Source organism: Chryseosolibacter histidinae, assembly GCF_018598225.1.
Classification (GTDB): domain Bacteria; phylum Bacteroidota; class Bacteroidia; order Cytophagales; family Cyclobacteriaceae; genus Chryseosolibacter; species Chryseosolibacter histidini.
This window is the reverse complement of record NZ_JAHESF010000008.1, coordinates 188,946-211,888: the sequence shown is the minus strand read 5'-3', so window position 1 is coordinate 211,888 and position 22,943 is coordinate 188,946. Positions and strand designations below refer to the sequence as shown.

Genomic DNA, 22,943 nt, shown 5'->3' with positions numbered 1-22,943 from the left:
GATTCTTTTCGCCAGATGACCTGAGGCGTTTCCGAAAACGTATCCGAAGAAGCAATAGAAAAGAATTATGCAGCCGGCGGATAGTTAAAAGTCAAAATGCGCTTATATTGAAGTACCACCGTAAGATCTCTTTAAACCCCAACACTCATCATTTATGGCAAAGCCAAAAACCATCGTTCTCATTCATGGAAATTTCGTAAACAACACGAGCTGGGCAGCATGGAAACGCTACTATGAACAGAAGGGCTACACCGTTCATACACCCGCCAACCCGGGACATGAAGGCAACCCTGCTGCACTAAGAGCACAGGTACATCCTGATCTTGTCAAAACAGGTTTTACAGATGTGGTCATGAACATCGTCAGACTGATCGATTCGCTGCCTGAGAAACCGCTCGTGATCGGCCACTCCATGGCAGGCATGGCTGTGCAAAAACTGGTGGAGCTGGGCAAAGCGACAGCAGCCGTGAGCATCGACGGTGCTCCTCCAAAAAATATATTTCCTCCTTTTTCAACGGTAAAGATCGTGCTGCCTGCCTTTGGTTTCCTCTCGGGAAAGGATTATTTCATGGGTACGCGTGAGTGGTACGATAAAGCTTTTTTCAACACGTTGCCAGAAGCAGAAAGAGCAAAAGCATTTGAAGTCGTTGCCGTGCCTGAAAGTTATAAGGTAAGCCGGCAGCTGGTGCTGAACTCATTTGCCAATATAGATTTTAAGAAGCCCCATGTGCCGTTGTTGTTCATCGGCGGCGGAAAGGATCATATTTTCCCACATACGCTAACCCAAACCATCGCCGGCAGTTACAAGGATAAGAACAGCCGTGTTGATGTAAAAATCTTCGAAGACAAAAGTCACTCATCTGCGGAGAACCTGGATGGGAAAAAGTGGCGGATCATATTTTAAGCTGGTACGAGGGACTGTAGTCTTCTTTATTTTCCAAGCTTCTTCAATTCGTCCTTAAAAGACTGCTCTTCGGGCAACAGCTCGATCGCCTTTTTATAATATTGTTTTGCGAGTGTTTTATCTCCCGACCTCGCAACGCCTGTTGCCAGATGAGAATATGCCCAGGCTGAGTTTGGGAATTGCTCGAGGTTGAACTTGAACATTTCAATTGCTTCCGGGTACATCTCGTGTTCCATGTACAGGTATCCCGGATAGGCAAACGCGGCTTCATCTTCTTTCCAGAGGTAGAACTTTCGTTGAACGGTGTCTTCTTTTGTCTTGTTGAAAAATGCTTTTGCTTTGTCAATGCCCTCTACCTTCATTACTTCTGCAAATTTGAACCCGATCTGCCGCCTTCCTGGCAGTGGTTCGATACCCATGGTGATGTCTAACAGAGCAGCCGCAAGATCATAGGTACGCAACAGCTCGTCGTTGGCCACCAGCATAATGGAGAGATCTTTTTCGGGCACAAGCATGAAGTAGCTGCGGAAGCCGGTATCTCCACCAGAGTGCCCCACCGTTTTCACGCCGTTGCGCTCGCCCAGCCACCAGGCAATGCCGATCTGTGATTTACCTTCCAGGTTTACGGAGTTCTTCCACCAAAGGTCATAAGTAGAGTCGGCAAGGATGCGCGTGTTTTTATATACGCCTCGATTCAGGTGAGCGAAGGCATAGTGGGTCATCTCCAGCACGTTCGAGTTGAGGGTGCTGCTGGGGCCATGCATGCGGTTGTAGGGATAATGTTTGCTTACCACCGGCATGCCCGCCCATTGATGTCCGCTCACGCGAAGTGAGTCTGGTATTTCCGGGTACAAAAAGCTGGTGGTGTTCATTCCGAGCGGTGTCAGAATGTTTTTGCGTACATAGGTCTCAAACGACATCCCTGATATTTTAGCGATCACGTCCCCCAGCGTTTCGAAGGCCGTGTTGCTGTACTGCATATCCGTTCCGGGAGCAAACAGCATCTTGTCGTTGGCGATGCGTCTCACAAAACGTTCAAGCGCACCCGAGTCGTACTGTGGATTGTGCCATTCGTAATCGTCTACATCGCCGATGCCAGACGTGTGGTTCAGCATCTGCCGGATGGTGATGTCTTTATAAAATGCATCCTGCTGCTTGAAGTAAGGAAGATAAGTGATGAGCTTTTCGTCGAGGTTGATCTTCTTTTGCTCCCACAGCTGCATGATGGCCGTTGCCACAAAAGTTTTCGAAACCGATGCCCAATGAAAAACGTTACGCGGGGTCATCGGCTCTTTGGTTTCAATGTTGCGATACCCGAACGCGCCGGTATAGATCACCGAGTCGTTTCGGGTGATGGCTACGGTCAGTCCCGCAAGATTCAGCTGGTCTGCTGTTTCGATGAGATAGGCATTTAACTTCTTTGTGAGCGCAGGCTCGGGAGCCGTTTCGGTAACGGACCCGCTGCAGGCCGACAGCAAGATCATCAGAAGGATGGAAGGGACGAGGGATTTCATAACAGTGGGTATCGCAGTTGATAAAAAGAGATAGAATAAAAATACAGAAAAATACGCTTCCGCGATCGTTTAACTCATTCGCTTCGTAACACCTCCGCGGGATTTTTCCTGGCCACACGCAAACCCTGCGATGTTACCATGGCCAGGGCGATGGCGGCAACCACAAAGGCACCAGTGAAAAGCTCAGCGAAGGTGATGGGGTTGTGATAGACCACGTTCACCAGCACCACTTTTGTAAAGAATACCCAAGTTAACGGAATAGCGATGGCCGCGGAGAGCGATAACAGCAGCAGGAAGTTTCGACTCAGCAGGTAGGTTACGTTCCATGCTGGAGCGCCCATCACCCGGCGGATGCTCATTTCTTTCATGCGGGTTTCGGCAGCAAAGATCACCATTCCCAAAAGTCCGAGCGAACATATTATCACGGTGAGGAACGCCAGGAACCCGACAACTTTTCCGATGGATGAATATTCACGGTAGGCCGATTCGATCTGATGGTTATAAAGCTCCGCTTCCATGGGATGGGCGTCATCAATGGTGCGCCAGACCTTTTCGAGCTTTGCCATCGTGGCCTGAAGATCAGCTGACGCAATGCGCACGTTGAGGATCTTAGCGCGATCCAGTTGCCGGAAAACGAACGGACCGATCTGTCTGTCGAGCGTGCTGTAATGAAAATCTTCCGTCACACCTACGATCGTAAGCTCGTTGCCATCGATCGTCACCGTTTCGCCTATCGCCTTGCGAGGATCACCGCCAGCGATCTGCAGCTGCCGGATCAATGTTCTGTTCACGATCACCTCACGTTCCGGCGCGCCTTCCACCCGGCCCGCAATGTTGCGACCTGCTATCAATCTGAAATCAAACAGATCCAGGTAATGCTCGTCGATCTTGTTGTACCAGGCACGCAACGAGTCATTTGGATCCGCGCCCTTCACATGTGTGTAGTAATTATTTCCGGTGCTGGTGATCATAAACGAGCGCGATGTTTCTTTCACTTCAGGAAGCGCCGCCAGCTTCGATTCAAGCACATCAGCCTTGTTTCCCCTGAGCGCAATGTTCACAATGTTGTTTGTGTTAAAACCCAGGTCGAAGCTCACGAAGTCACGATACTGCTTGTACAGGATCACGGTAGACGTGATGAACGCCAATGCAAAAACATACTGCACAACGATCAGCGCTTTTCGCACGCCCATGCGCGCAGACCCTTTCCATCCGGTACCACGCAGTACATAGGCGGCGTTAACTTTCGAGAAGAACATCCCAGGAACCAACCCGCTGAACAATCCCGTGGCAACGGCAAAGACCACAAAGAGTGCGATGTGTGCCGGGGTCAGCGCGAGATCGAACAAACGGCTGAGGTTTGGTGTCAGCGACAGGAACTGTGACCTGATCAGCGTGAAGATCACGAATGCGAATAACAATGCCATCAGCGAGATCACTGTAGACTCGGCTATGAACTGGGCCATGACCTGGCTTCGCTTTGCGCCAATCACCTTGCGGATGCCCACCTCGCGCATGCGTGTAGAGGCCCGGGCTACTGAAAGATTGGTGTAGTTGAAACAGGCTGTTATCAGTACAATGATCGATAAGCCTGAGATCAGCCAAAGAAACCTTGTTGGCATCGATAAGCCGATCTGGTTATCCAGCCGCGGTCCGAAAAATACGATCTTCGTCAAAGGCTGCACGCCGAATGAAATTACCTGGCGATTGTCGTTGTTGGAGGCTACGTTTCGTTTTTCCGCGATCCCCTGAAGCGCTTCCTCGATTTGGCGGGTGTTCACACCTTCACGCATCACTACATAAGTATAGTTCCCCCAGACATTCGTCCAGCTGTTCAGCTCAGAACCATTCAGATCTTGCGTTGAAAAGGATGCCAGCGCTTCGAATTGCATATGCGAAAATTTCGGAACACCGCGCATCACGCCGGTAATAATGAACTCCGTATTGTTAGCTGGTTCAGCGCTACCTTTGGCCAGGCTCCTTCCAAGAACGTCTGTAGTACCAAAGATCCGCAATGCGGCAGATTCTGTGATCACCACCGAATTCGGTTCACGCAGCGCCGTTGACGCATCACCCTGCAGCAATGGAAAAACTAAAGACGTCGAAGAATGAAGGTTGCGCCCAAAATCCTTTCAACGGCTGAACCTTGTTCTCAAACATAAAATCACCGCCAAAGCCATAACCCACCGTTGTAACGGTCTCCGCTTCCGGAACATCATCCCGGATCTCCTGCGCCAGGGCAAAGGATGACGTTGCCAGCTTCACCTCGTTCTGGCTGTCGCGATGGTTGGTGATCACGCGTACCGTTCTGTCTTTCTTTTCGTGGAACCGGTCATACTTCAGAACATCGGTGAGAATGGAGATGAATAATAGTCCCACAGACATGCTGGCTGCAAGACCGATGATATTGATGAGTGAAAATACCCTGTTGCGTGTGATCACGCGCCTGGCCGTTTTAAAGTAGCTGGAGATCATGGCTGCATTGATTTTTGGTGAATAACGACTGAATAGAATATTACTAAAGCTAAGCAGATGATAGCGGACCAGCACCGGTGGTGACAATTTTTTACAATATTATGATCGATTGCAGCCTGCGTACCTTAGGGTAAAGGTGGTGCTTTGAGTTTTAGCCGTACGCCCAACGATCTTACCTCGTTAATGATGTTTAAAGTATTGGATCGCACGTTCGTGCTTTTGCGCAGCAGCTTTGCTTTTAAAGGTACCGAGGTTTCTGCGCTTGCCGGTTTTTGAATTTTTCTTCCTCGAGTATATCCGGTACTCGCCTGATTTAAGCTTCCGAATCATATGCAGGTTGTTTATCTGAAACGCTCAGTTGATGCGGACAAACAGCATGCCGACGAACCATTAATGTTGATTACCGCGTTCCATACGAACGGCAGTCGTGAGGTGCAGGAACACTTTTTTATCACCGCATATTGCTAACTCTCGAGGAGCGATCGCAAGATCAGAACCTTCACGACCTGAATTGGAAAATATTTCATAGTAAGGAAAGGGATTAGCCAAGGCTCCTGCTCCAGGCGGGAGCCTTGATTTTGTCAGGAGATCTCTGTTACACAAAAATGGAAAACCTTTCCCCGGTCTGTCGAAGGGAGAGTCTTACCGGCCGTAGGAATTCTTATTCAGAGACATTTTTCAGGAGTGATCTTTCTTCAAAATGAAGCGTATCGACACGGGAATTTTTAAGGGTGAGGATGGACTCATGAATGGCGTTAAAAGTTCCATTGTGGAATAACCTGGTGAACTTCAGATCATGGATACCATCGTTATCAAAATCCACCAACTGAATTTCCGGTCCATCGATGTTAAAGCTGGTTTTTAAACTTGTCGGTGTAAACGCACCGTCCTTGAACTCGAACAAGGCGTAGATCTTAAAATCCAGTGGGTCGGCGATGAACTCTTTTTTCCCGTTATCGTAAAACAGCACCTTACTGGTCACTTCATCAGAGGGATAATGCTTTAATAAGATCACAAAAGTGGTGGTCAGGCTATCGTGTAAACGAAGGGTGCGGATATACGTGTCCATGTAAGTGTGCAGGCTGTCGCCCAGGCAGTCATGGGTGTAATAATCCTGAACGGTATTCATTATCCCGGATACGATCCCATCGTTCAGTTGTACGATGTTACCCTGGTTAAGATCAAAGGTGCCGAGGTTGAGCGGGAATCTTGCATCGATGACGGTGAGGGCTGCGGCATGCGTTGTTGTTTCAGGATTTTTATCACTGCAGCCAATCAATGCTGTGAGTAAAAGAAGCAAGGCCGGTATTCTCATCTATATTTTGTTGGTCCCTTTTATTCAGGAAACCCCTTTACGGTAACAAGGTAAACAGATGCTTCACCCTACTCCACCCCGGGCGGAAGCTGGATCTGCGGAAGCACACTTTCAATATTCTTTAAAGAGTGCTGGAAAGAACGTTCTTTGACTTTGGCCTTGCCCGTTAAAAAAACGGTGTATGAAAAAACATTTTTCTTCAGGTAATAGGTCAGGGTGCACCTGGCCTTGCCGTTGTCGAGCTTCTCCAGGATGAAATTGGTGGTGTTACCGCTTCCTTCTTCCGTCTCGCTGAATTCGATCCTCTCGGTGCTGTAGCGGTAGCTGCTGGCCGTGGTGATCACTTCCCGGTCTTTGAATACGCAACGGCAGCGCATGCCAACCCTGGGAAGGAAATGGCCCACTTCCTCGACCCTGATCACGCCCTCCATCCACTGGTGGCGATGGTTAAAATCTCCGGCGGCATGGAACAGCCTGATCAGGCCGGTGTCATACTCGTGAGAGGCCGATGCCACCTTGAGCATTTTCGACAGATCGATGGCGGGAGGAGGCAAAGCTTTCACCTGGCCCCTGAGCTCACCCAGCTGCGTGTACATGAACTGGATCTCGCCCGAGTCTGTTTTCTTGGAGCTCTCTACCCATTTCATCCATTGGGCAAGCGACTCCGGCGTCTTCTGATCCAGCATGTTGGTGGTCACCAGCCAGTATTCATGCTGGTCGATGTCGTTCTTCAGCAGCTGATGGGCTACGATGATATCCTTGCCGATGAGCTTGCGGAAATTTTTGACCGAATACGTGCTGAACTCGCCGTAGTGTGTGATGATCTTCAGCGAAAGGTTCACCGCCGACATGCAGGCGTTGCACTGGCAATAACGGCGGAGCTCGTAAGAGGTGAGGCTCTGGTGGAAGGAGCAGAATGTTTTTTCGATCTGGGCAAAAAGCTCGCTGAGGCTGGGAGGGTTGCAGAATTTATAGAACAGTACGGCGTCACCTTCAACTTCCGATACCTCGAGACCTATCTCGTTGGAGTTGATGATGGTCTCCAGCAGCTCCTGGATGATCAGACGGCTGTGTGCAATATCGGTTTCGTTCACAAAGCGGGTAAAGCCGCTGATGTCAGGTATAAACAGTAATCCCTTGTCCTGCATGGAGCAATTTACTTCTAATTTGAGCGACAAGCTTGTTCGAAGCAAGCTTTTTATACGGCTTCGTCACTTCCTTCCCTTTGCCCGCCGGAAGGTCTCTCGCCCACAAATTTATATCCCACCTTGTTCACGGCTGCGCGGATGTTCTCGATGTTGACTTTCGATGGATCGTATTCGACAAAAACCGTTGCCGATGCAAGATCAACCCTCGAAGAAGCAACACCCTCGATGTTGGCGATCACTTTCTGCACCGTTCGTTCACAACCGGCGCAGGTCATGCCTTCTACCAGGTACGTTTGTTTCAGGGTCTGCATAGTTGCCTAATTTATAAAACGGGCAGCGATTTGCAAGCGACAAAATGCAGTTCACGCAAAGACCGCAATGAAGCGCAAAGGGCGCAAAGAATTTTTGAGCATCCCTCATACGGAGGAGGTACTTCTTAAGTATGCAGTAAGCGATCAGGGGATACTTCGTTCCTGCAGGCCGACACACGGTCGTCAGTCAGGGTGACGGGTTTCAGAAGTCCCGAAGGTTCTTTCCTGTAAGGTATAAATGTCTTTGCCGCTGCGTCTCCTCCGCATTCTCCGCGGTTAAAAAAAATCTTTGCGGTCTTTGCGCCTTCTCTGCGGCCTTTGCGTTCTGCATTTAAACCGAATCCAGTGGCTTTCTGTTTCTCTCGATCTCCCTGGATTTTTTCATCTCGGAAGGAGTAAAACCGGTTATTTTTTTGAACTGTGCGGAGAGGTGGGCCACGCTGCTGTACCCAAGCTTGTCGGCAATCTCGCTGAGGCTTAGCTCGTCATAGAACAGCAATTCTTTTACGCGTTCTATTTTCTGGCGGATGATGTATTGCTCGAGGGTGATGCCTTCAACACTGGAGAACAGGTTGCTGAGATAGTTGTACTCGTAGTGCATCTCTTCGGCAAGGTACGTTGACCAGTTCAGTTTCAGGTCAACCTTGTTGGTGTGATGGATCTGCTGAATGATCTTGTTCTTGACCGTTTCGATGAGCCTGGCCTTGCGGTCGTCGATGCGCTCGAAGCCGTGACTCACCAGGGCAGCATCCAGTTTATCCTGCTGTGCATCGCTCAGCTCATTTTCTTCAAGCACAACTTCACCGAGCGAGATCTTCTGAGGATGAAGCCCCTGGCGCTCCAGCTCCTGCCTGACTACCATCACGCAGCGGTTGCAGACCATGTTCTTGATGTGAAGCGTTAGCATAGTGATGCAAGTTGAGAATTCGGCGGTTATCCGGATTATACAATTGCTAAAATCTCTTATATAATTACTGGAATTACCACCATAAAGACAAGGTGGCTGCCCAAACCGTTCCATCCCGGCTAACAGTGCCTGATAACTGATTGATTGACAGATCGATCTATACACGCCAAAAAGGCCCCGCAGTTTTGTCTGCGAGGCCTTCTATGCCCTGTCCCGTCAGGCCTTCTGTTATAATATTGTTTCGTTGTCCGAACGAACCGGTTGCAGCACAGGCGAAGGATCGAGAATCTCTTCAACGGAAGCTTGCCTTGTTCGCTTCAGGTTATTCAGTTTGTCTTTCAGGCGATCTACGATGTAGTAGACCATCGGTACAACAAACACGGTGAGCATCAGAGAAGAAAGCAGGCCTCCGATCATGACAATGGCCAGTCCGTTCTTCCATTCGGCACCGGCACCATCCGCCAAGGCTATGGGAAGCATACCGATCACCATCGCGATGGTTGTCATCAGGATCGGGCGCAGGCGTGATTGCCCTGCATCGATCAGCGCGTCGAAGGTGCTGAGGCCGTCAAGCTTTCGCTGGTTGGTGAAATCCACAATGAGGATGCCGTTCTTCAGCACCAGCCCGATCAGCATGATCACACCAAGCATGGTGAAGATGCTGAGCGTGCTCATGGCGAGGTTCAACGCTATGAGTGCGCCGATGAGGGCTACCGGCACCGAGAACAGCACCACAAACGGGTAGATGAAGCTGTCGTAAAGCACCACCATCACGAGGTACACCAGCAGGATGGCCGCCGCCAACGCCAGGCCTAGTGCGCTGAAGGAATCGGCCTGCCGTTCAATGTCTCCGGTCCAGTTCATGTCTACCGTAGTCGGAAGGGGTTCAGTCGCGATCTTTTTGTTGATGTTTTCCGCCAGTGTGCCCGAAGTGATGCCCAGCACGTTGCTTTTGATCGTTACCGATGTTCTCCGGTTCTTGCGTTCTAGCATGGAGGGGCCACTGCTCTGCTGCACGCTGGCAAATTGTGTGAGCGCGATGCGCTCGCCTTTGTTGTTGATGAAGCTGATGTTCTCAACGTCGGCAGGATTGTTCCGGTCGAACTCATCCAGCCTTACATTGATGTCGTACTCATTGTTGCCCACACGGTATTGGGCGTCTGTATTTCCGGCATAGGCGTTCTGCAGGGTCTCGCCCACCTGCCCTACCGTTAATCCGAGCTGCGCCATCTTTTCGCGGTCGAGCCCGATCGTTAGCTCTGGGTTGCCATCTTCCACGCTCACCGAAACATCGTTGGCGCCGGGAATACTCTTGATCAGCGTCTCCAGCTGCCGTGTAGCTTTCGCCAGGTCTCCTTTGTGCTCGCTGTTGAGCACGATCTGGATCGGCTCTTCTGACTTGGTGATGCCGATCACGGTTGAGTTCACTTCCAGGCCGGGATAAGCCGATTCAAGCTCTTTGCGGATGCGGATCATGAACTCGCCGGTGGTCAGTGTTCTTTCATCCACATCCACCAGGCCTACCGTAAGCTCTGTTTTGTTCTCGCTTCCAATGGTGGCAACCACGCCTGATGTACTGGCACCACCTACGTTTGAGAATACGGTCCTGACTTCGGGTTGCGAACGTAAATAATTTTCAATGGAAAGCGTGCGGATATTATTCTCCGTGAGCGATGTGCGTTTATCGTACTCCAGCTTCAGCAGCAATTTTCCACGATCGCCAGAGGCCACCATTTCCTGCCCCAGGATTCCCATCTTCATTACAGCGATGGTTGCTATGAAAGCACAGATCACGGCTATGGTAGTGATCAGCTTGTGACGGAGGGTCCATCGCAGCTGGCCTGTGTACCAGGTGGTGAGCCGGTTCACCCATGATTCAAATGCAATCAGCGGACGATGCAACGCTTTCTTCTCATCAAGGTGTGTTACCCTTCCGAAGCGGGAGGCAAGCCAGGGTGTGATGGTGTAGCAGACGAACAGGCTCATGAGTGTAGAGACCACGATGGTTACGGAGTATTGCCTGAGCACGTCGCCGATGATGGTGTCGATGAGCGCGATGGGCAGGAACACCACTACGTCAACCATGGTGATGGCCATGGCCGAGAAGCCGATCTCTTTCCGTCCATCGAGCGTTGCCCTGATCTTGTCTTTGCCCATGTGAAGGTGGCGGTGAATATTTTCGAGCACCACAATAGAGTCGTCTACAAGAATGCCGATCACGAGCGACATCGCCAGCAGCGTCATCAGATTGAGCGAATAACCGAACAGATACATGGCAATGAATGTCGAGAGCAGCGAAGCAGGGATGGCCACCAGTACAATGAGCGAATCACGGATGCTGTGCAAGAATAACAGCATTACGGCAGCCACCAGGATCACGGCAATCACCAGGTCGTGTGTTACGGCGTCGGCAGCTTCCAGTGTAAACTCAGAAGTATCGTCGGCGATGATGATCTTCAAGCCGTTGTCTGCATACTTCTTTTCGATGGAGGTGATCTTCTTCCGAAGCTCTTCGCTGATCTTCACGGCGTTGGCCTTGCTTTGTTTTTTGATGCTGATGGCGATGCCTTCCTGGCCATTGAAACGGCTGATGGATGCCTGGTCTTTGGTGCCGTCAACTACGTCTGCCACATCGGCTACACGCACGGGGCTGCTTCCCCCGGTGGTAATGATCAGGTTTTCTATGGCTGATATCGACTCGAACTTTCCCGCAAGCCTCACCGTGATCTGGTCGTTGCGGTCTTTCACTTTACCGGTAGGAAAATCGAGGTTGGCCGAATTGATGGCCTGTGTAACCTGCGAGAGTGACAGGTTGTAATGCGCGAGCTTATCCTTGTCTACATTCACTTTGATCTCGCGTTCCTGGCCACCCAGCAGGCGTGTCTCACCGATGCCTTCGATCTGCTGGATCTGGGGAAGGATTTCGTTCTTCACCAGGTCGAACGATTCACGCGCGCTCAGGTCTGCCACCACCATCAGATCGATGATCGGCTGATCGCTGGGCGATACTTTGGTAATGGAGGGAGTCTCTGCATCTTCAGGCAACGTGTTCTGGATATTGTTGATAGCCCGTTGCGCGTCCTGCTGTTTGGTATCAGTGTCGGTGCCCACTGTAAATTCCGCGATGATGACCGACACGCCTTCGTACGATTGCGCCAATATACTCTTTACACCATCGAGGCCCGACACCACGTCTTCGATCTTCTTCGTTACAGATTGCTCCACTTCCGTTGGCGCCGCGCCGGGATACGGTGTGGTGATCACCAGCGTGGGCACTTCCATGGGCGGCAACAGCTCGTAGCGCAACGTGGTGTAACAGTATGCGCCACCCAGCATGAGTACGGCGAAGATCACAATGATGACCGAGGGCCTTCTGATCGATATTTCAGTTAAGTTCATAAATGACCGGATTTTAAAATTTCTTTATTTGATAATGGCGACGCTCGATCCATCGGCGAGGTTGATATGACCTGTTGTCACCACCACCTCACCGGCTTGCAAACCTTGCAGCACTTCTACTGATTCATCGATCGCCTGACCTGTTTTAATATTCCTGAGCACTGCTTTCTCGGCGTCCACTACAAATACCTGGGGATTTTTTGCCGAGCCCAGCAATGCAGCCCTCGGTACCATTACCGCATCGTGACTGAGTGACTTGTTCAGCAGCGCAGTGCCATACATGCCGGCCTTGAGACCTGCCGCCGGATCGTTGTTGGCAATGACGATCCTGACCAGGTAGTTGTGGGCATGATCGGCGCGGTCGGCCACGAAATCGATGGTGCCTGTTATTTTCCTGCCGGGATAGATGTCAGTAACCACTTCGGCCGTTTCGCCTTCGCGGAAGAAAACCACCTCTTTCTCCGGTACCGATATTTCGAGCTTCAGCTGGGTGAGGTCGGTGATCCTGGCCACAGGGCTGCCACCCACTACAGAACCCGGCTCCACATCGCGCAGGGTAATGGTGCCTGTAAAAGGTGCGATAATTCTGCTGAGGTCGATCTGCTTGGCGAGTTGCTTCAGCTGTGATTCGGCGCTCGTAAGACTCAGCCTGAAGTTATCCAGCTGCAGCTTGCTCACACCACCGCTTTCAGAAGCGTTCTCGTACCGCTCAAGGTTGCGTTTGGCGGTCTGGTGGTTGGCGTCCGCGGCCATGTATTGTGCCTGAAGCAGGTCATCGTCTACCTGAACCAGCAACGTTCCTTTTTTCACTACGTCGCCTTCGTTGAAAAAGACACCCACGGCTTGTCCGTGTACCTGGGGCACGAGCATCACTTCGCGGTTGGCGGTGAACGTGCCCGTATAGGAGAATTGTTTGTTCAAACTTTTCAAGGCGGTGATGTGTGCCTGCACCGGTACTTTTTTATGGGCGTCCGGACGATATACATTTTCTTCAACTGTGTGTTTGTTGCTGCGCAGCTTCAACGTTACGGTGAGCAACAGGAGTGTAAAAACGGTGGTGATGATAATTTTTGCTTTCATGATTGAGTTGATTTTTTTGTGTTAAGATCTGATCAGGGTTCCGTTGGCTTTCTTCAGCGACAGCTCGGCCAGTTTGAGATTCAGGAGCGCGGCGCTGTAATTGGTGCGGGCGTTTGAAAGATCGTTCTGAGCGTCGAGCAGCTCGGTGATCGAAGTGATGCCGTTCTTATACTCCGATTGTGCGCTGGTAAACAGTTGTTCGGCGAGGTCGAGGCTGTTCTTGCTGTTCACCACCAGGTTCTTATTGGTCTGGTAGTTCTTCACGGCGTCTTCAACCTCTTTGCTGGCGCTGCTTTTCATCATGGCCAATGTGTTGATGTTCTTCTGGATGGCGATCTCTTTTTGCCGGAGCTGGTTCTGCTTTTGGAAACCATCGAACACGGGGATCTTCAGCGTGAGCACAAAGTAGCTGCTCCTGATCCAGTCGTTGTTGATCTGTTTAAGCGGTGCGAAATCGTCATAATAACCTGTGTAGCCGTAAGAGAACCGGTTCGATAACACCGGAAAATAACCGGCTGCTACACTTTTCTTTTCCAGCTCGGCGAGCCGCACCTGTGACTGCTGTAGCAGGATGTCGGGCCGCTGAGCAATATCCTCTTCTTCGATCGCTTGCAGCACTTCCGTATAATTGAAAGCGTCGATCACCAGCGACTGGTCCATGGGCATATTCATCAGATATTTCAGTGTGGTGATGCTTTTATCCAGCTGCAGCTTCTGGTTGTCGTACTGATTGCGAAGGTTCTCGAGGCTGATCAATATGCGGTTATGGATGTTGGATGAAACGAGCTCATTGTCTTTGAGCACTTTATTGATCTGCGCGGTTTTGTCGAGGTTCGCGATGTTCTCTGCCAGTCGTGCGAGGTTGTCGTTCAACACCTGGATGTTGTAATAATTGGCAGTGACGTTGTAGACCAGGTTTTCGCGTACCACGTTCTGCTGGAGTGCGGAGGATTCTTTCACCGCTTTGGCAGCTTTTAATCCCGTGATGACGGTTTGATTAAAAATGGTTTGTGACATCTGCAGGTTGCCTGAAGTGGTCTGGCTCATGTTCATGCTCAGCTTTTTGTACTGACCCTCGGGACCTCCAAAAGCCGAAGCGGGTGCATATTGTTCGGGCAGGTCCTGGTAGTACATCAGCTGACCCACAACATCGATGGTGGGCATCAGCGCGCTTTTAACTTCTTTAATGCGATAGTCAGCCGCCTGGCTTTCGAGCTGGCTGTTTTTAAACTGCTGATTGTTGTCGAGGGCGATCTTGATACACGCTTCAAGGGCGTACGTTTGGGCAGCTGCGTTCCAGCACCAAAGGCTGAGCGCAGGAAAGAACATCAGGGTTAGTAATTTTTTCATGGATGATAGATTTGTTTCAACTTTTTACTGATCACTTTCATTTCAGATGATGCACGGCAGCACTCCTATCCAGGCCTGGTCAAATGGCTGCCATCACCATTGCATGTTTTGTCATCTGAATGGCTGTGTTTACGGCGAATGTTTGGGGTGCGACTATGCAAAGAGGTTCGGGTTGGCCAATCCGAACGCTGTTCCGGTTCGGATTTCAAAGTCCGTACATCACCCGGCTACAATTCATTGGTTATGGGGGTCGGAAACGCAACACGCCGGAGATCCGTTGCCATCAGGGCGCAGACATTCATCGACCTGTCGGGATTTCAATTTGAAGTGTCAATAGATGACATCCAGGTGCAGCGGGTTCGGGTTACCGAAAGAAGATCAGGCTACGGCAGGTTCGGGCTGGTGGCGCTCTTTAAAATCGCTCGGTGTGAGCCCGGTGAATTTTTTAAACACTGTGTTGAAGGTGGTCTTTGAATTAAATCCGGCGTCGAAGCCAACGGCCAGGATCTTGTTGGCCCTGCTTTTAGGATCGAGCAGCAAACGTTTGGCTTCCTCCACCCTGTAGCCATTGACCAGGTCGTAAAAAGTTTTTTGCAATCCATCGTTAATGGCTTGTGAAACCTGGTACGAAGGAGTTTTTAGCTTGTCGGCAAGATCCTGTAACGTGAGCTCGGTCTGAAGATACAGTTTCTCGTCTGTCATGAGCTCGAGCGTTCTGGCTACGATGTCGTTCATTTTTTCGCTGGCGGGCGCAGGCTTCAGCTTTTCCGGTTCCTGTTGTACCAGCAATTCAGTTTCTTCCGCTTCGCGGATCTCCTGCAGCACTGTGTCTTTATCGCGGCCGTGACTCACCTGCCACAGCGTAGGTTGTGTTACACCCTTGAAAGTAACCGCATACAGATAAGGCGTGACGAGCGCTGTATTGATCAGAATGAGCAGCCCGAAGTTCTCAGGGTTGCGCAGGATGAGCGAATAAAGGATGGCCATCATCATCGTCAGGATGAAGTAGCCGTTGATCAGCCATCTTACCCAGGCCAGGCTGATCTTGCTGGTCTCGGAAAACAAATGCCGGATCGATCGCTGGTAAGCAGTAAGCACCCTGCCCGCCATCAATGAATATACGATCATTTGCCCGATCCTGATAAAGACCCTGGCCATGACGGATGGATGATGAATAACCTCCATCGGCACCTGCTGCGTTAATGGATAGTGGCTCGCCAGGTTCACATACAGGTAATAATCATAGATGACGATCAGCATGAACAGCACAAAATGCGGCCATGCCTTGCCGAACGTTATTTTCTCTTTGAAGCTGCAGACGTACAGGTACAGGAACGGGGCCGTCAACAACAGGAACGGATCGAGGAACATCAGCCGCTGCCATGAGGAGAAATGTTGAACAATAGGCGCAAACATCGGAATGCACATCGACAGGGTGTAACATCCCAAAAAAGCATTTACCGAACGATCGCCTTTCGGATAAAAAAAGATCAGGCAGGCAAGAAAGATCGCCTGCAGGATGCCGGCGCCCACAACGAACAAAAGTATGTTCATTGAAATAGTCATCGCTGTTGCCTTCGAGGGGTTGGTCTCGTAATAAAGATAGGAAATTTCGATGGGGATAGCCATGAAAAAGCCCTTCCGATTTAATCGTCAGAAGGGCTATCGAAAGCCGAAGGTACGAGGTACGAAATACGAGGTACGATTGGTGAGGCACACCACAAGGCTGTGGACTGTCGTCTGTGGACTGTCGTCTGTGGACCGTGGACCTCTCAATTCAGTTTTCCCACCAGCGTAACGATCGATCTTTTCGGGATCACAATTTCATTTTCTGCAGCGATCTCGTTCAGCGGTTTCAGGTCTTCATCTTCAGCGGCACCGGTGATGTACGGCTTCCATGAGCTTACCGATCCACCTTCAAGTTTGATAGAAAGCGTTGATTCCGCATTACCATAATTGATGATCACAGTGGTCACCTGTTTTTGATGGTCATCGATGTATGACGATGCCATGATGCCGTTGGCGTTGCTGATGTTCACATTGTCAGCGGTGACAGCAACCCGTTGTGCACCCGGGCGGATGAACCTGCTGTAGTTGCCAAGTGCCCACAACAGCTTGCTGTCTTCAACGGCGCCATCGGTCTTGTGCTTATCCGCGTAGATCAAACCATCTTTGTAGTCATAAACAGAAACGGCCAGCCACCAGTGCCACGCGGCGGCATTGGCAACGGTGAGGTCGTGATGGATGAGCCTGGCCACATACAACGCGGGAATGATACCGGTATCTTTTCCGGCTCCCTTCACTTCTTCTTGGTCGCCCAGGATGCAGTACTCACTTTGGTAGAATTCAAGTGGCGTGGGTGCCTGTTGTATCGCTTCGAAAACTTTCTGCCGCACACTTACCATCGTTTCGGCCGGCGCCGTGGTAAAATAGCTGTGACCGGAGATCACCTTATCCACATGCGAAAAATTACCCGTATACAAAGGAGACGCTGGTGAAAAGAACTGGCTGATCTGTTCACCACGCAAAGCCTTGTCGGCCTTTTCATAAAGATAGTTCAGCTTGGCTGCTTCCGCGATCTGGATCTTGACGTTCTGATCTTGCACGCTCAGCAGCGAATCCAGGACGCGGGTGATGGCAAAGATCTCCGTGTTCTTATAGGGTGTGCCTTCCTGCCCGTTGCCGGTCCAGTCCCACTGCGGTTCGTTAAAAGGACTCAGGTACGTGAGCGGAACACCTTCATCACTCAAATGTTTTGAAACATCCGCCAGAAACCTGGCATAACGTACATAGTTAGCCTGGCCGACGTTGGCTTCCTCGCCATTGCTGGAAAAAGCTTTCCCGTTTTTTGTGAGCTGCACGGGTGGGCTATTGGTAAATCCCAACAACTGGCTCACGCCTCTTTGTTTGGCCGCGTGCATGAACCATCGCTGCCCCGCCTGTTTTGACCAGTCGTAGGTGAGGTCATTTTTCAGAAAACCTTCCGTTCTTCGCCACTCGTCACCGATGTTGTCTTGTGCTGCACTGCCGGCACCGATGTTGAATCGCCAGAGCGACAACCCAATGCCCAGGGGTTTTCCGTTCTCGTCTTCTCCCATGCTGAACAACCAGTCTGCTGCCTGGTTCCGTTTTGCGTCGGGCCATGTGCCGATGTACTGGCAGGTCCAGGCATCCGATGCACCGAAGCTTCTGATGATTTGTTTCCTGCTGTCGAGGTGGATCACCATGGCATTTTTTGTATCCCCGGGAGTCGTTTCGGCGGTTTCGCTTTTCGAGCATCCCGAAAAAACAAACGCGAGCGTTAAAAGCAGTGGTGAAATTGTAGTGTGGTATCTCATCTCTTTGGTTTACACTTTTGAAAATTTGAATGATCATTCCCTGGCAGCCGGCCCGTGAGATGCCGAACCATTGCGCGGATCTTGCTGAAAAATTCTTTTGGATAACGGATGCTGATTTTAAAAGGGGTGAAGGCTCCTGGAGCCCTCACCTTACTTTTCCCACATATTAACCCAAACTAATCGGCGGATTATTCATAGAGGGGGTTTTGCGTGATCGCACCCTTCGAAGCATTGATCTCTTCTATCGGGATCGGGAACCAATAGTGCTGTGTTTTGAAAGCTTTGTTGGTCAGCGCTACTTTGGTGGCATAGGTAAGAGAGCCGTCGCCGTTCTTTGTGATGGAGATGCCGCTGGCCTGTTCGTTCTCCTGCACATCTGCGATCATCCAGCGCCTTACATCAAAGTAACGGTGCTCTTCGTACGCCAGCTCCACACGCCGTTCGTTCCGGATCCTTGCACGCATCTGGTCTTTTGAGAGACCTCCCGGAAGCGCAGGCATCCCGGCGCGCAATCTCACGGCGTTCACCGCATCATACACAGACTGGTCAGGACCTGTTGCCTCGTTCTGCGCCTCGGCATAGTTCAACAGTATTTCTGCATAGCGGAAGTAACGCCAGGTTGCCGTGCCCATGTTGCTCCAGTCGTCAAGCGTAATGGTCTCCTTCAGGAATTTTCTCAGGTAATAACCGGTAGGCGATGAGTTCCAGGGCTCATTTCCGTCAGGACTGTCTTTGCCTCCGGGAAGGAAAGTTTCGATTTTTCTGCCACGATAGTCTGCGCCATTGTACAAGATGGTGCCATAGAAACGCGGGTCGCGGTTTACATAAGGGTTCTGCGCATTGTAACCTGACCCGGCATCTGTAATAGGCAACCCGTTGGTCATCTCATAATCATCCACCAGGTTTTGCATCGGGCAGTTGCCGCCCCATCCGCCGTAACCATTCGGTGCGTTCATGCGCTCCATGGCCATCGAAGGACTGGTGTTGGTGTATTCCCTGAAGAAAATATCTTCGGTGGTGGTTGGCGGTGCAACGAAGTACAACCTGTAGTTCTCTGCAGGATTGGCTGAAAGATTGGTGACCAGGCTGAACTTGTTCAGGTCCATCACATTTTTCGCGGCGGTGGCGGCCGCCTGCCATTTGGAAACATCGCTGGTGCCGCCGGTATACAACGGACTGGCTGCATACAACAGCACGCGTGACTTCAGCGCCATGGCAGCAGGTGTTGTTGCCCTTCCCCGTTCCCAGGTGCTTCCCGCTTCATTCGGCAATGTACCGATCACGGCATTCAGCTCGTTTACAATGTAGCTTACGGTTTCCGCAATACTTTTCCGTTGATAGAGCGGTGTAAAATCATCGGTAAGCTCTGTCACCTCATCGCCAACAATGGGCACACCGCCAAAACCTTTCAGTAAATCGAAATACCGGAACGCCCTGATGAAACGGATCTCCGCTACCAGCATGGCCCTGCGTTCTTCCGTGAGGGGGGTAGACGGGATCTTTTCCAACACCAGGTTGGCTTCACGAATGCTCCTGTAACTTCTTCCCCACACGGTGCTCATCCATCCGTAGTTGCTGGGGCTCAGCTCTGCCCGCTGCACCAGGTAGGTCTGGTCGTTGTTGCTGTACACCGCTTCATCGGTCACCGAAGCATACATGGCCCAGTGAAAGCCACGGCCAAAGCCGATGTATCGTTCATCCTTGCTCGCCTCTTTGTCCGTCAGGCGGATGCCGGTGTAGAGGTTGATGATATAAGCTTCCGTCAGGCCGGCATCTTTCCAGATGGCCTCATCCGTCAGTGAGGTGGGCGTAACATTGAGAAAATCATCGTTACACGACAGCACCGTTACAGCAGCTGCCAATAGAATATATAATGAAATCTTTTTCATGCGTTCAGAATTTGAGGTTTACACCAACGTTGTAGATCTGCTGCTGCGGATAGAACTGGCCGCTTTCGCTCTGGCCTTCCGGATCGAAGTCTTTCACCTTGCTGAAAGTGGCGAGGTTGAAGGCGTTCACATAGAGACGCGCACCTTTCAATCTCAGCCGCTCGAAAGCCGCCGTTGAAAAGTTATATCCCAGCTCCACATTTTTGATCCTCATAAACGAGGTGTTGTACAGCCAGAAATCGTTCTTGTACAACGCGCCGTTGATGCTCGATGAGGTGCGCACATCCACGCGCGGGTACGTGCCGTTGGGGTTCGACGGGCTCCAGCGGTTAGATGCCCATGAATTGAAGAAGTTACCCACTTCACCGGCTTCGGTGAGCACATATTGTACTGATCGCGCCTGGCCTTGCAGCAGAATGGTGAGATCGAAGTTCCTGAAAGATGCGGCAGCCGTGAATCCATACACGATCTGCGGAACGTTGCTTAGACTTTGCATCACCCTGTCGTCTGCCGTGATGCTGCCACTTTTGTTCACGTCTTCATAGATCAGGTCACCAGGGCCGGCGCCGGGCACATGCGGATAACCGTTGAGGTCTTCCACCGTTTTGAAGATGCCCATTGTTTTGTAGAACAACTGCGCACCCAAAGGACGCCCTTCACGCCGCTGGTACGAAGGAATTCCATCGGAGTCATCCATATAAACAACTTCACTCTTGTTGTAAGTGATATTACCACCCAGCGTCAGGTGTACATCACCTATATCGTGGTTGTAGCCGAGCTGCGCTTCCACGCCGCTGTTCTTCACCTCGCCGATATTTTCGTCAGGGATGATGGGTGATGGCGTTAGCGGATTGCCACTCTGGTATTCGTTCACAATACCCGACACATAAGGGATCGAGCCGGTGCGTGGGATCAAGAGATCGGTTCTGCGTTCGCTGAAATAATCCAACTCGAGCGTCAGCTTGCCGAACAACGTGGTCTCTACACCAATGTCGAGCTTGCGGGCAGTTTCCCAGGTAATGTCAGGGTTGGCGAGCTGCAGGATACCGAATGTGGGCACAGGTGTACCGTCCAGCACATAGTTGCTGCTTCTCAGGTTGAAGGTGTTCAGGTATTGGAATGCCCTGATCCTGTCGTTACCTAACAATCCGTAAGACGCGCGCAGCTTCAAATTTCCGATGGCGGAAACATCGAACCACGATTCTTCCGAGATCCTCCAACCAACGGAGGCGCTGGGGAAGAAACCGTACTGGTTGCCTTTCATGAACTTCGATGACCCGTCGTAGCGGAACTGCACTTCGGCAAGGTAACGTTGATTATGATCGAATGAGATCCTGCCAAAGTAATTACGACGGGTGAACCTTTCGCTGTTGCCACTGTTGGTCCGCTCTTCAGGAGCCGAACCGCCAAGGTCTATCTCGGGGATCAGCGGAGAGAGGTATCCCCTTCTGAAAGTTTCAAACCAATCGGCCTCCTGTACATTCTGCTCGTAAGCGACAAAGGCTTTGATGAAATTAGAGCCGATCGATTTTTCATAGTTGAGGCTGATGTTGGCTGTGCTGAGGCGGTCATTGCGTTCGCGTTGTGTCAGCTCTGCTGTAACAGGTCCGCGCTGCACGGGATCGAACGTAACGGGATTGGTGCTGCTGTTCAACGTGTAAACAGTCCAGGGCGTACGGAACAATTTGCGCGCGTCGAAGATCCGGTCGTGCGCATAAAAACCTTTTACAGACAAACCCGGTGCAAAGGGCAGCTTATAATCGAGGGTGAGCAACGAGTTGAGCACTGTTTTGGGCTGCTTGTCGGAGCCTGCCTTCGATGTGGCGATCACCACGGGATTGAGACCCGCTTCGATGCCGGGAGCAGGTAATCCGCCGGGATAATATACGGGCAGCACAGGATACGTTCTGAAGGTTGACCTGAAAATGCTTCCGGCGCTCTCCGTGGGGAACACGCGGTCTTCGATCCTTCCCGAAAGGTCGATGCCCATCCGCAGGTTCTTCGTCAGGTTTACATCGATGTTGGAGCGGATGTTGAATTGTTCGAATTCAAGGTTGGTGTTCTTGTAGATGCCATCCTGGTGCCTTCTTCCCAGGGAAACAAAATACTGTACATCACTTCCCCCGCCAGCGATGGAGAGGTTCTGCTGATCTTGTAACGAAACAGATTTCATTACAGCGTCGATCCAGTCTGTGTTCGGATAGTTGATGGGATCGGAACCGTTGGAAAATTTCTGGATCTCCTCTTCAGAATAGATCTGGTTCAATCCGCCGGATGAGCTGCGATAGTACTGGATCTCGTTGAGGATGCGCGCGTACGTTGGTGCGTCTGCCATCTCGGGCAGGCGGGTTGGCTTTGCGAAGCCCTGGTTATAAGTGAAATTGAAAACAGGCCCTGTGGATGTCGAGCCGCGTTTGGTGGTGATGAGGATCACGCCGTTGGCAGCCTGTGCTCCGTAAATTGCAGCGGAGGCATCCTTGAGCACCGAGATGCTTTCGATGTCGTTGGGATCCAAACGCTCGAGGCCGCCCAACCGGTTGGCAACACCATCGATCACCACAAGGGGAGAATTGTCTCCCGTGGTGCTTTGGCCGCGGATGAGCAGTCGCGCGTTGTCGCTGCCGGGTTCGCCGGTTGCTGTGCTGGCCACCACACCAGAAACCCTTCCTGCAAAGGAGTTTGAAAGGTTGGGTTGCGGGCTCTTCACAAGCTCTTTACCTTTCACAGATGTGATGGCGCTGGTGAGCGACTCTTTTTTGGTCTCACCATAACCTACCACCACAACTTCAGTGAGGGTCTCCACATCCGGCAACAGCTTGATCTCGAAAGACGACTGCGAGCCCACCGGCACTTCTGTGGTTTTGTAACCGATGAAAGAAAAAACAAGTACAGCGCTCTGGTTCGGGGCGTTGAGCGCGAACAAACCATCGGCGTCGGTGGTGGTGCCAATGGAGGTTCCTTTTATTATCACGTTAACTCCCGGCAGGGCGGTTCCGTTCTCTGCCAGCACCTTTCCGCTGATCTTACTTTCCTGCGCATACAGGAAATGGCAACTGAATTGCAACAAGACCACCACCGGTATGATGGCGATCCGTCCGATTCTTCTGGGTAGACGTTTAATCATAATTATTGGGTTTAATTGAAAATGACTGGGGGATAATGGCGACTCAAACGTTTGTAAATGTCATTGAAAACGTTTTCTGGAAAGGGGTGCTAACTGTTATAAAAGGGGGCACGGATGTAGTGCAGAAGGGCTTTTCCGCAAGAATTAGCCACTTGTCGGGGTGGACAAAAAGGTTCCGCCACTTCACCC

Annotated in this window: 15 protein-coding genes; 1 reads left to right on the top strand and 14 read right to left on the bottom strand. The window is 51.1% G+C overall.

Translation table 11 applies throughout. The annotated features are described in order from the left end of the window. Positions 1 to 154 precede the first annotated feature (154 nt). Positions 155 to 904 carry an alpha/beta hydrolase gene (locus KK083_RS10630; protein WP_254163204.1) on the top strand — a complete coding sequence of 250 codons (750 nt, stop codon included), beginning with the start codon at positions 155 to 157 and terminating at the stop codon, positions 902 to 904. A 26-nt stretch (positions 905 to 930) separates the two neighbouring features. Here KK083_RS10630 and KK083_RS10625 read toward each other — a convergent pair whose 3' ends face one another. The 14 genes from KK083_RS10625 to KK083_RS10560 all read right to left on the bottom strand — a co-directional run bounded on the left by KK083_RS10625 (position 931) and on the right by KK083_RS10560 (position 22,754). Then, complete coding sequence (locus KK083_RS10625; protein ID WP_254163203.1) at positions 931 to 2,418, bottom strand: serine hydrolase; 1,488 nt, start codon at positions 2,416 to 2,418, stop codon at positions 931 to 933. 74 nt (positions 2,419 to 2,492) lie between these two features. Then, the gene (locus KK083_RS10620; protein WP_254163202.1) at positions 2,493 to 4,454 is read right to left on the bottom strand and encodes an FtsX-like permease family protein; all 1,962 of its coding nucleotides are present in this window, start codon (positions 4,452 to 4,454) and stop codon (positions 2,493 to 2,495) included. A gap of 34 nt (positions 4,455 to 4,488) precedes the next feature. Further along, entirely contained in the window at positions 4,489 to 4,893 is a 405-nt protein-coding gene (locus KK083_RS10615; RefSeq protein WP_254163201.1) for an ABC transporter permease, read from the bottom strand. Between the two features lie 661 nt (positions 4,894 to 5,554). After that, positions 5,555 to 6,208: a hypothetical protein gene (locus tag KK083_RS10610; protein ID WP_254163200.1), complete on the bottom strand. Its 654-nt coding sequence runs from the start codon at positions 6,206 to 6,208 to the stop codon at positions 5,555 to 5,557. Between the two features lie 68 nt (positions 6,209 to 6,276). Next, complete coding sequence (locus KK083_RS10605; protein ID WP_254163199.1) at positions 6,277 to 7,356, bottom strand: DUF2652 domain-containing protein; 1,080 nt, start codon at positions 7,354 to 7,356, stop codon at positions 6,277 to 6,279. A gap of 50 nt (positions 7,357 to 7,406) precedes the next feature. After that, positions 7,407 to 7,667: a heavy-metal-associated domain-containing protein gene (locus tag KK083_RS10600; RefSeq protein WP_254163198.1), complete on the bottom strand. Its 261-nt coding sequence runs from the start codon at positions 7,665 to 7,667 to the stop codon at positions 7,407 to 7,409. Positions 7,668 to 7,998: 331 nt separating this feature from the next. Then, complete coding sequence (locus KK083_RS10595; RefSeq protein WP_254163197.1) at positions 7,999 to 8,574, bottom strand: helix-turn-helix domain-containing protein; 576 nt, start codon at positions 8,572 to 8,574, stop codon at positions 7,999 to 8,001. A gap of 228 nt (positions 8,575 to 8,802) precedes the next feature. Beyond that, complete coding sequence (locus tag KK083_RS10590; RefSeq protein ID WP_254163196.1) at positions 8,803 to 11,973, bottom strand: efflux RND transporter permease subunit; 3,171 nt, start codon at positions 11,971 to 11,973, stop codon at positions 8,803 to 8,805. A gap of 24 nt (positions 11,974 to 11,997) precedes the next feature. Then, a complete protein-coding gene (locus KK083_RS10585; protein ID WP_254163195.1) occupies positions 11,998 to 13,053 on the bottom strand; it encodes an efflux RND transporter periplasmic adaptor subunit in 1,056 nt (351 codons plus the stop codon). Positions 13,054 to 13,074: 21 nt separating this feature from the next. Beyond that, entirely contained in the window at positions 13,075 to 14,403 is a 1,329-nt protein-coding gene (locus KK083_RS10580) for a TolC family protein (protein WP_254163194.1), read from the bottom strand. A 378-nt stretch (positions 14,404 to 14,781) separates the two neighbouring features. Further along, positions 14,782 to 16,032: a helix-turn-helix domain-containing protein gene (locus KK083_RS10575; RefSeq protein ID WP_254163193.1), complete on the bottom strand. Its 1,251-nt coding sequence runs from the start codon at positions 16,030 to 16,032 to the stop codon at positions 14,782 to 14,784. 143 nt (positions 16,033 to 16,175) lie between these two features. Next, a complete protein-coding gene (locus KK083_RS10570; RefSeq protein ID WP_254163192.1) occupies positions 16,176 to 17,741 on the bottom strand; it encodes a glycoside hydrolase in 1,566 nt (521 codons plus the stop codon). A gap of 188 nt (positions 17,742 to 17,929) precedes the next feature. Next, entirely contained in the window at positions 17,930 to 19,630 is a 1,701-nt protein-coding gene (locus KK083_RS10565; RefSeq protein WP_254163191.1) for a RagB/SusD family nutrient uptake outer membrane protein, read from the bottom strand. Positions 19,631 to 19,634: 4 nt separating this feature from the next. Further along, a complete protein-coding gene (locus KK083_RS10560; protein ID WP_254163190.1) occupies positions 19,635 to 22,754 on the bottom strand; it encodes a SusC/RagA family TonB-linked outer membrane protein in 3,120 nt (1,039 codons plus the stop codon). Positions 22,755 to 22,943 lie beyond the last annotated feature (189 nt).

Coding starts and splice junctions, on each gene's coding strand:
- KK083_RS10560 (WP_254163190.1), bottom strand. CDS start 22,754: ATGATTAAACGTCTACCCAGAAGAATCGGACGGATCGCCATCATACCG.
- KK083_RS10615 (WP_254163201.1), bottom strand. CDS start 4,893: ATGATCTCCAGCTACTTTAAAACGGCCAGGCGCGTGATCACACGCAAC.
- KK083_RS10565 (WP_254163191.1), bottom strand. CDS start 19,630: ATGAAAAAGATTTCATTATATATTCTATTGGCAGCTGCTGTAACGGTG.
- KK083_RS10575 (WP_254163193.1), bottom strand. CDS start 16,032: ATGGCTATCCCCATCGAAATTTCCTATCTTTATTACGAGACCAACCCC.
- KK083_RS10585 (WP_254163195.1), bottom strand. CDS start 13,053: ATGAAAGCAAAAATTATCATCACCACCGTTTTTACACTCCTGTTGCTC.
- KK083_RS10570 (WP_254163192.1), bottom strand. CDS start 17,741: ATGAGATACCACACTACAATTTCACCACTGCTTTTAACGCTCGCGTTT.
- KK083_RS10600 (WP_254163198.1), bottom strand. CDS start 7,667: ATGCAGACCCTGAAACAAACGTACCTGGTAGAAGGCATGACCTGCGCC.
- KK083_RS10610 (WP_254163200.1), bottom strand. CDS start 6,208: ATGAGAATACCGGCCTTGCTTCTTTTACTCACAGCATTGATTGGCTGC.
- KK083_RS10625 (WP_254163203.1), bottom strand. CDS start 2,418: ATGAAATCCCTCGTCCCTTCCATCCTTCTGATGATCTTGCTGTCGGCC.
- KK083_RS10590 (WP_254163196.1), bottom strand. CDS start 11,973: ATGAACTTAACTGAAATATCGATCAGAAGGCCCTCGGTCATCATTGTG.
- KK083_RS10580 (WP_254163194.1), bottom strand. CDS start 14,403: ATGAAAAAATTACTAACCCTGATGTTCTTTCCTGCGCTCAGCCTTTGG.
- KK083_RS10605 (WP_254163199.1), bottom strand. CDS start 7,356: ATGCAGGACAAGGGATTACTGTTTATACCTGACATCAGCGGCTTTACC.
- KK083_RS10595 (WP_254163197.1), bottom strand. CDS start 8,574: ATGCTAACGCTTCACATCAAGAACATGGTCTGCAACCGCTGCGTGATG.
- KK083_RS10630 (WP_254163204.1), top strand. CDS start 155: ATGGCAAAGCCAAAAACCATCGTTCTCATTCATGGAAATTTCGTAAAC.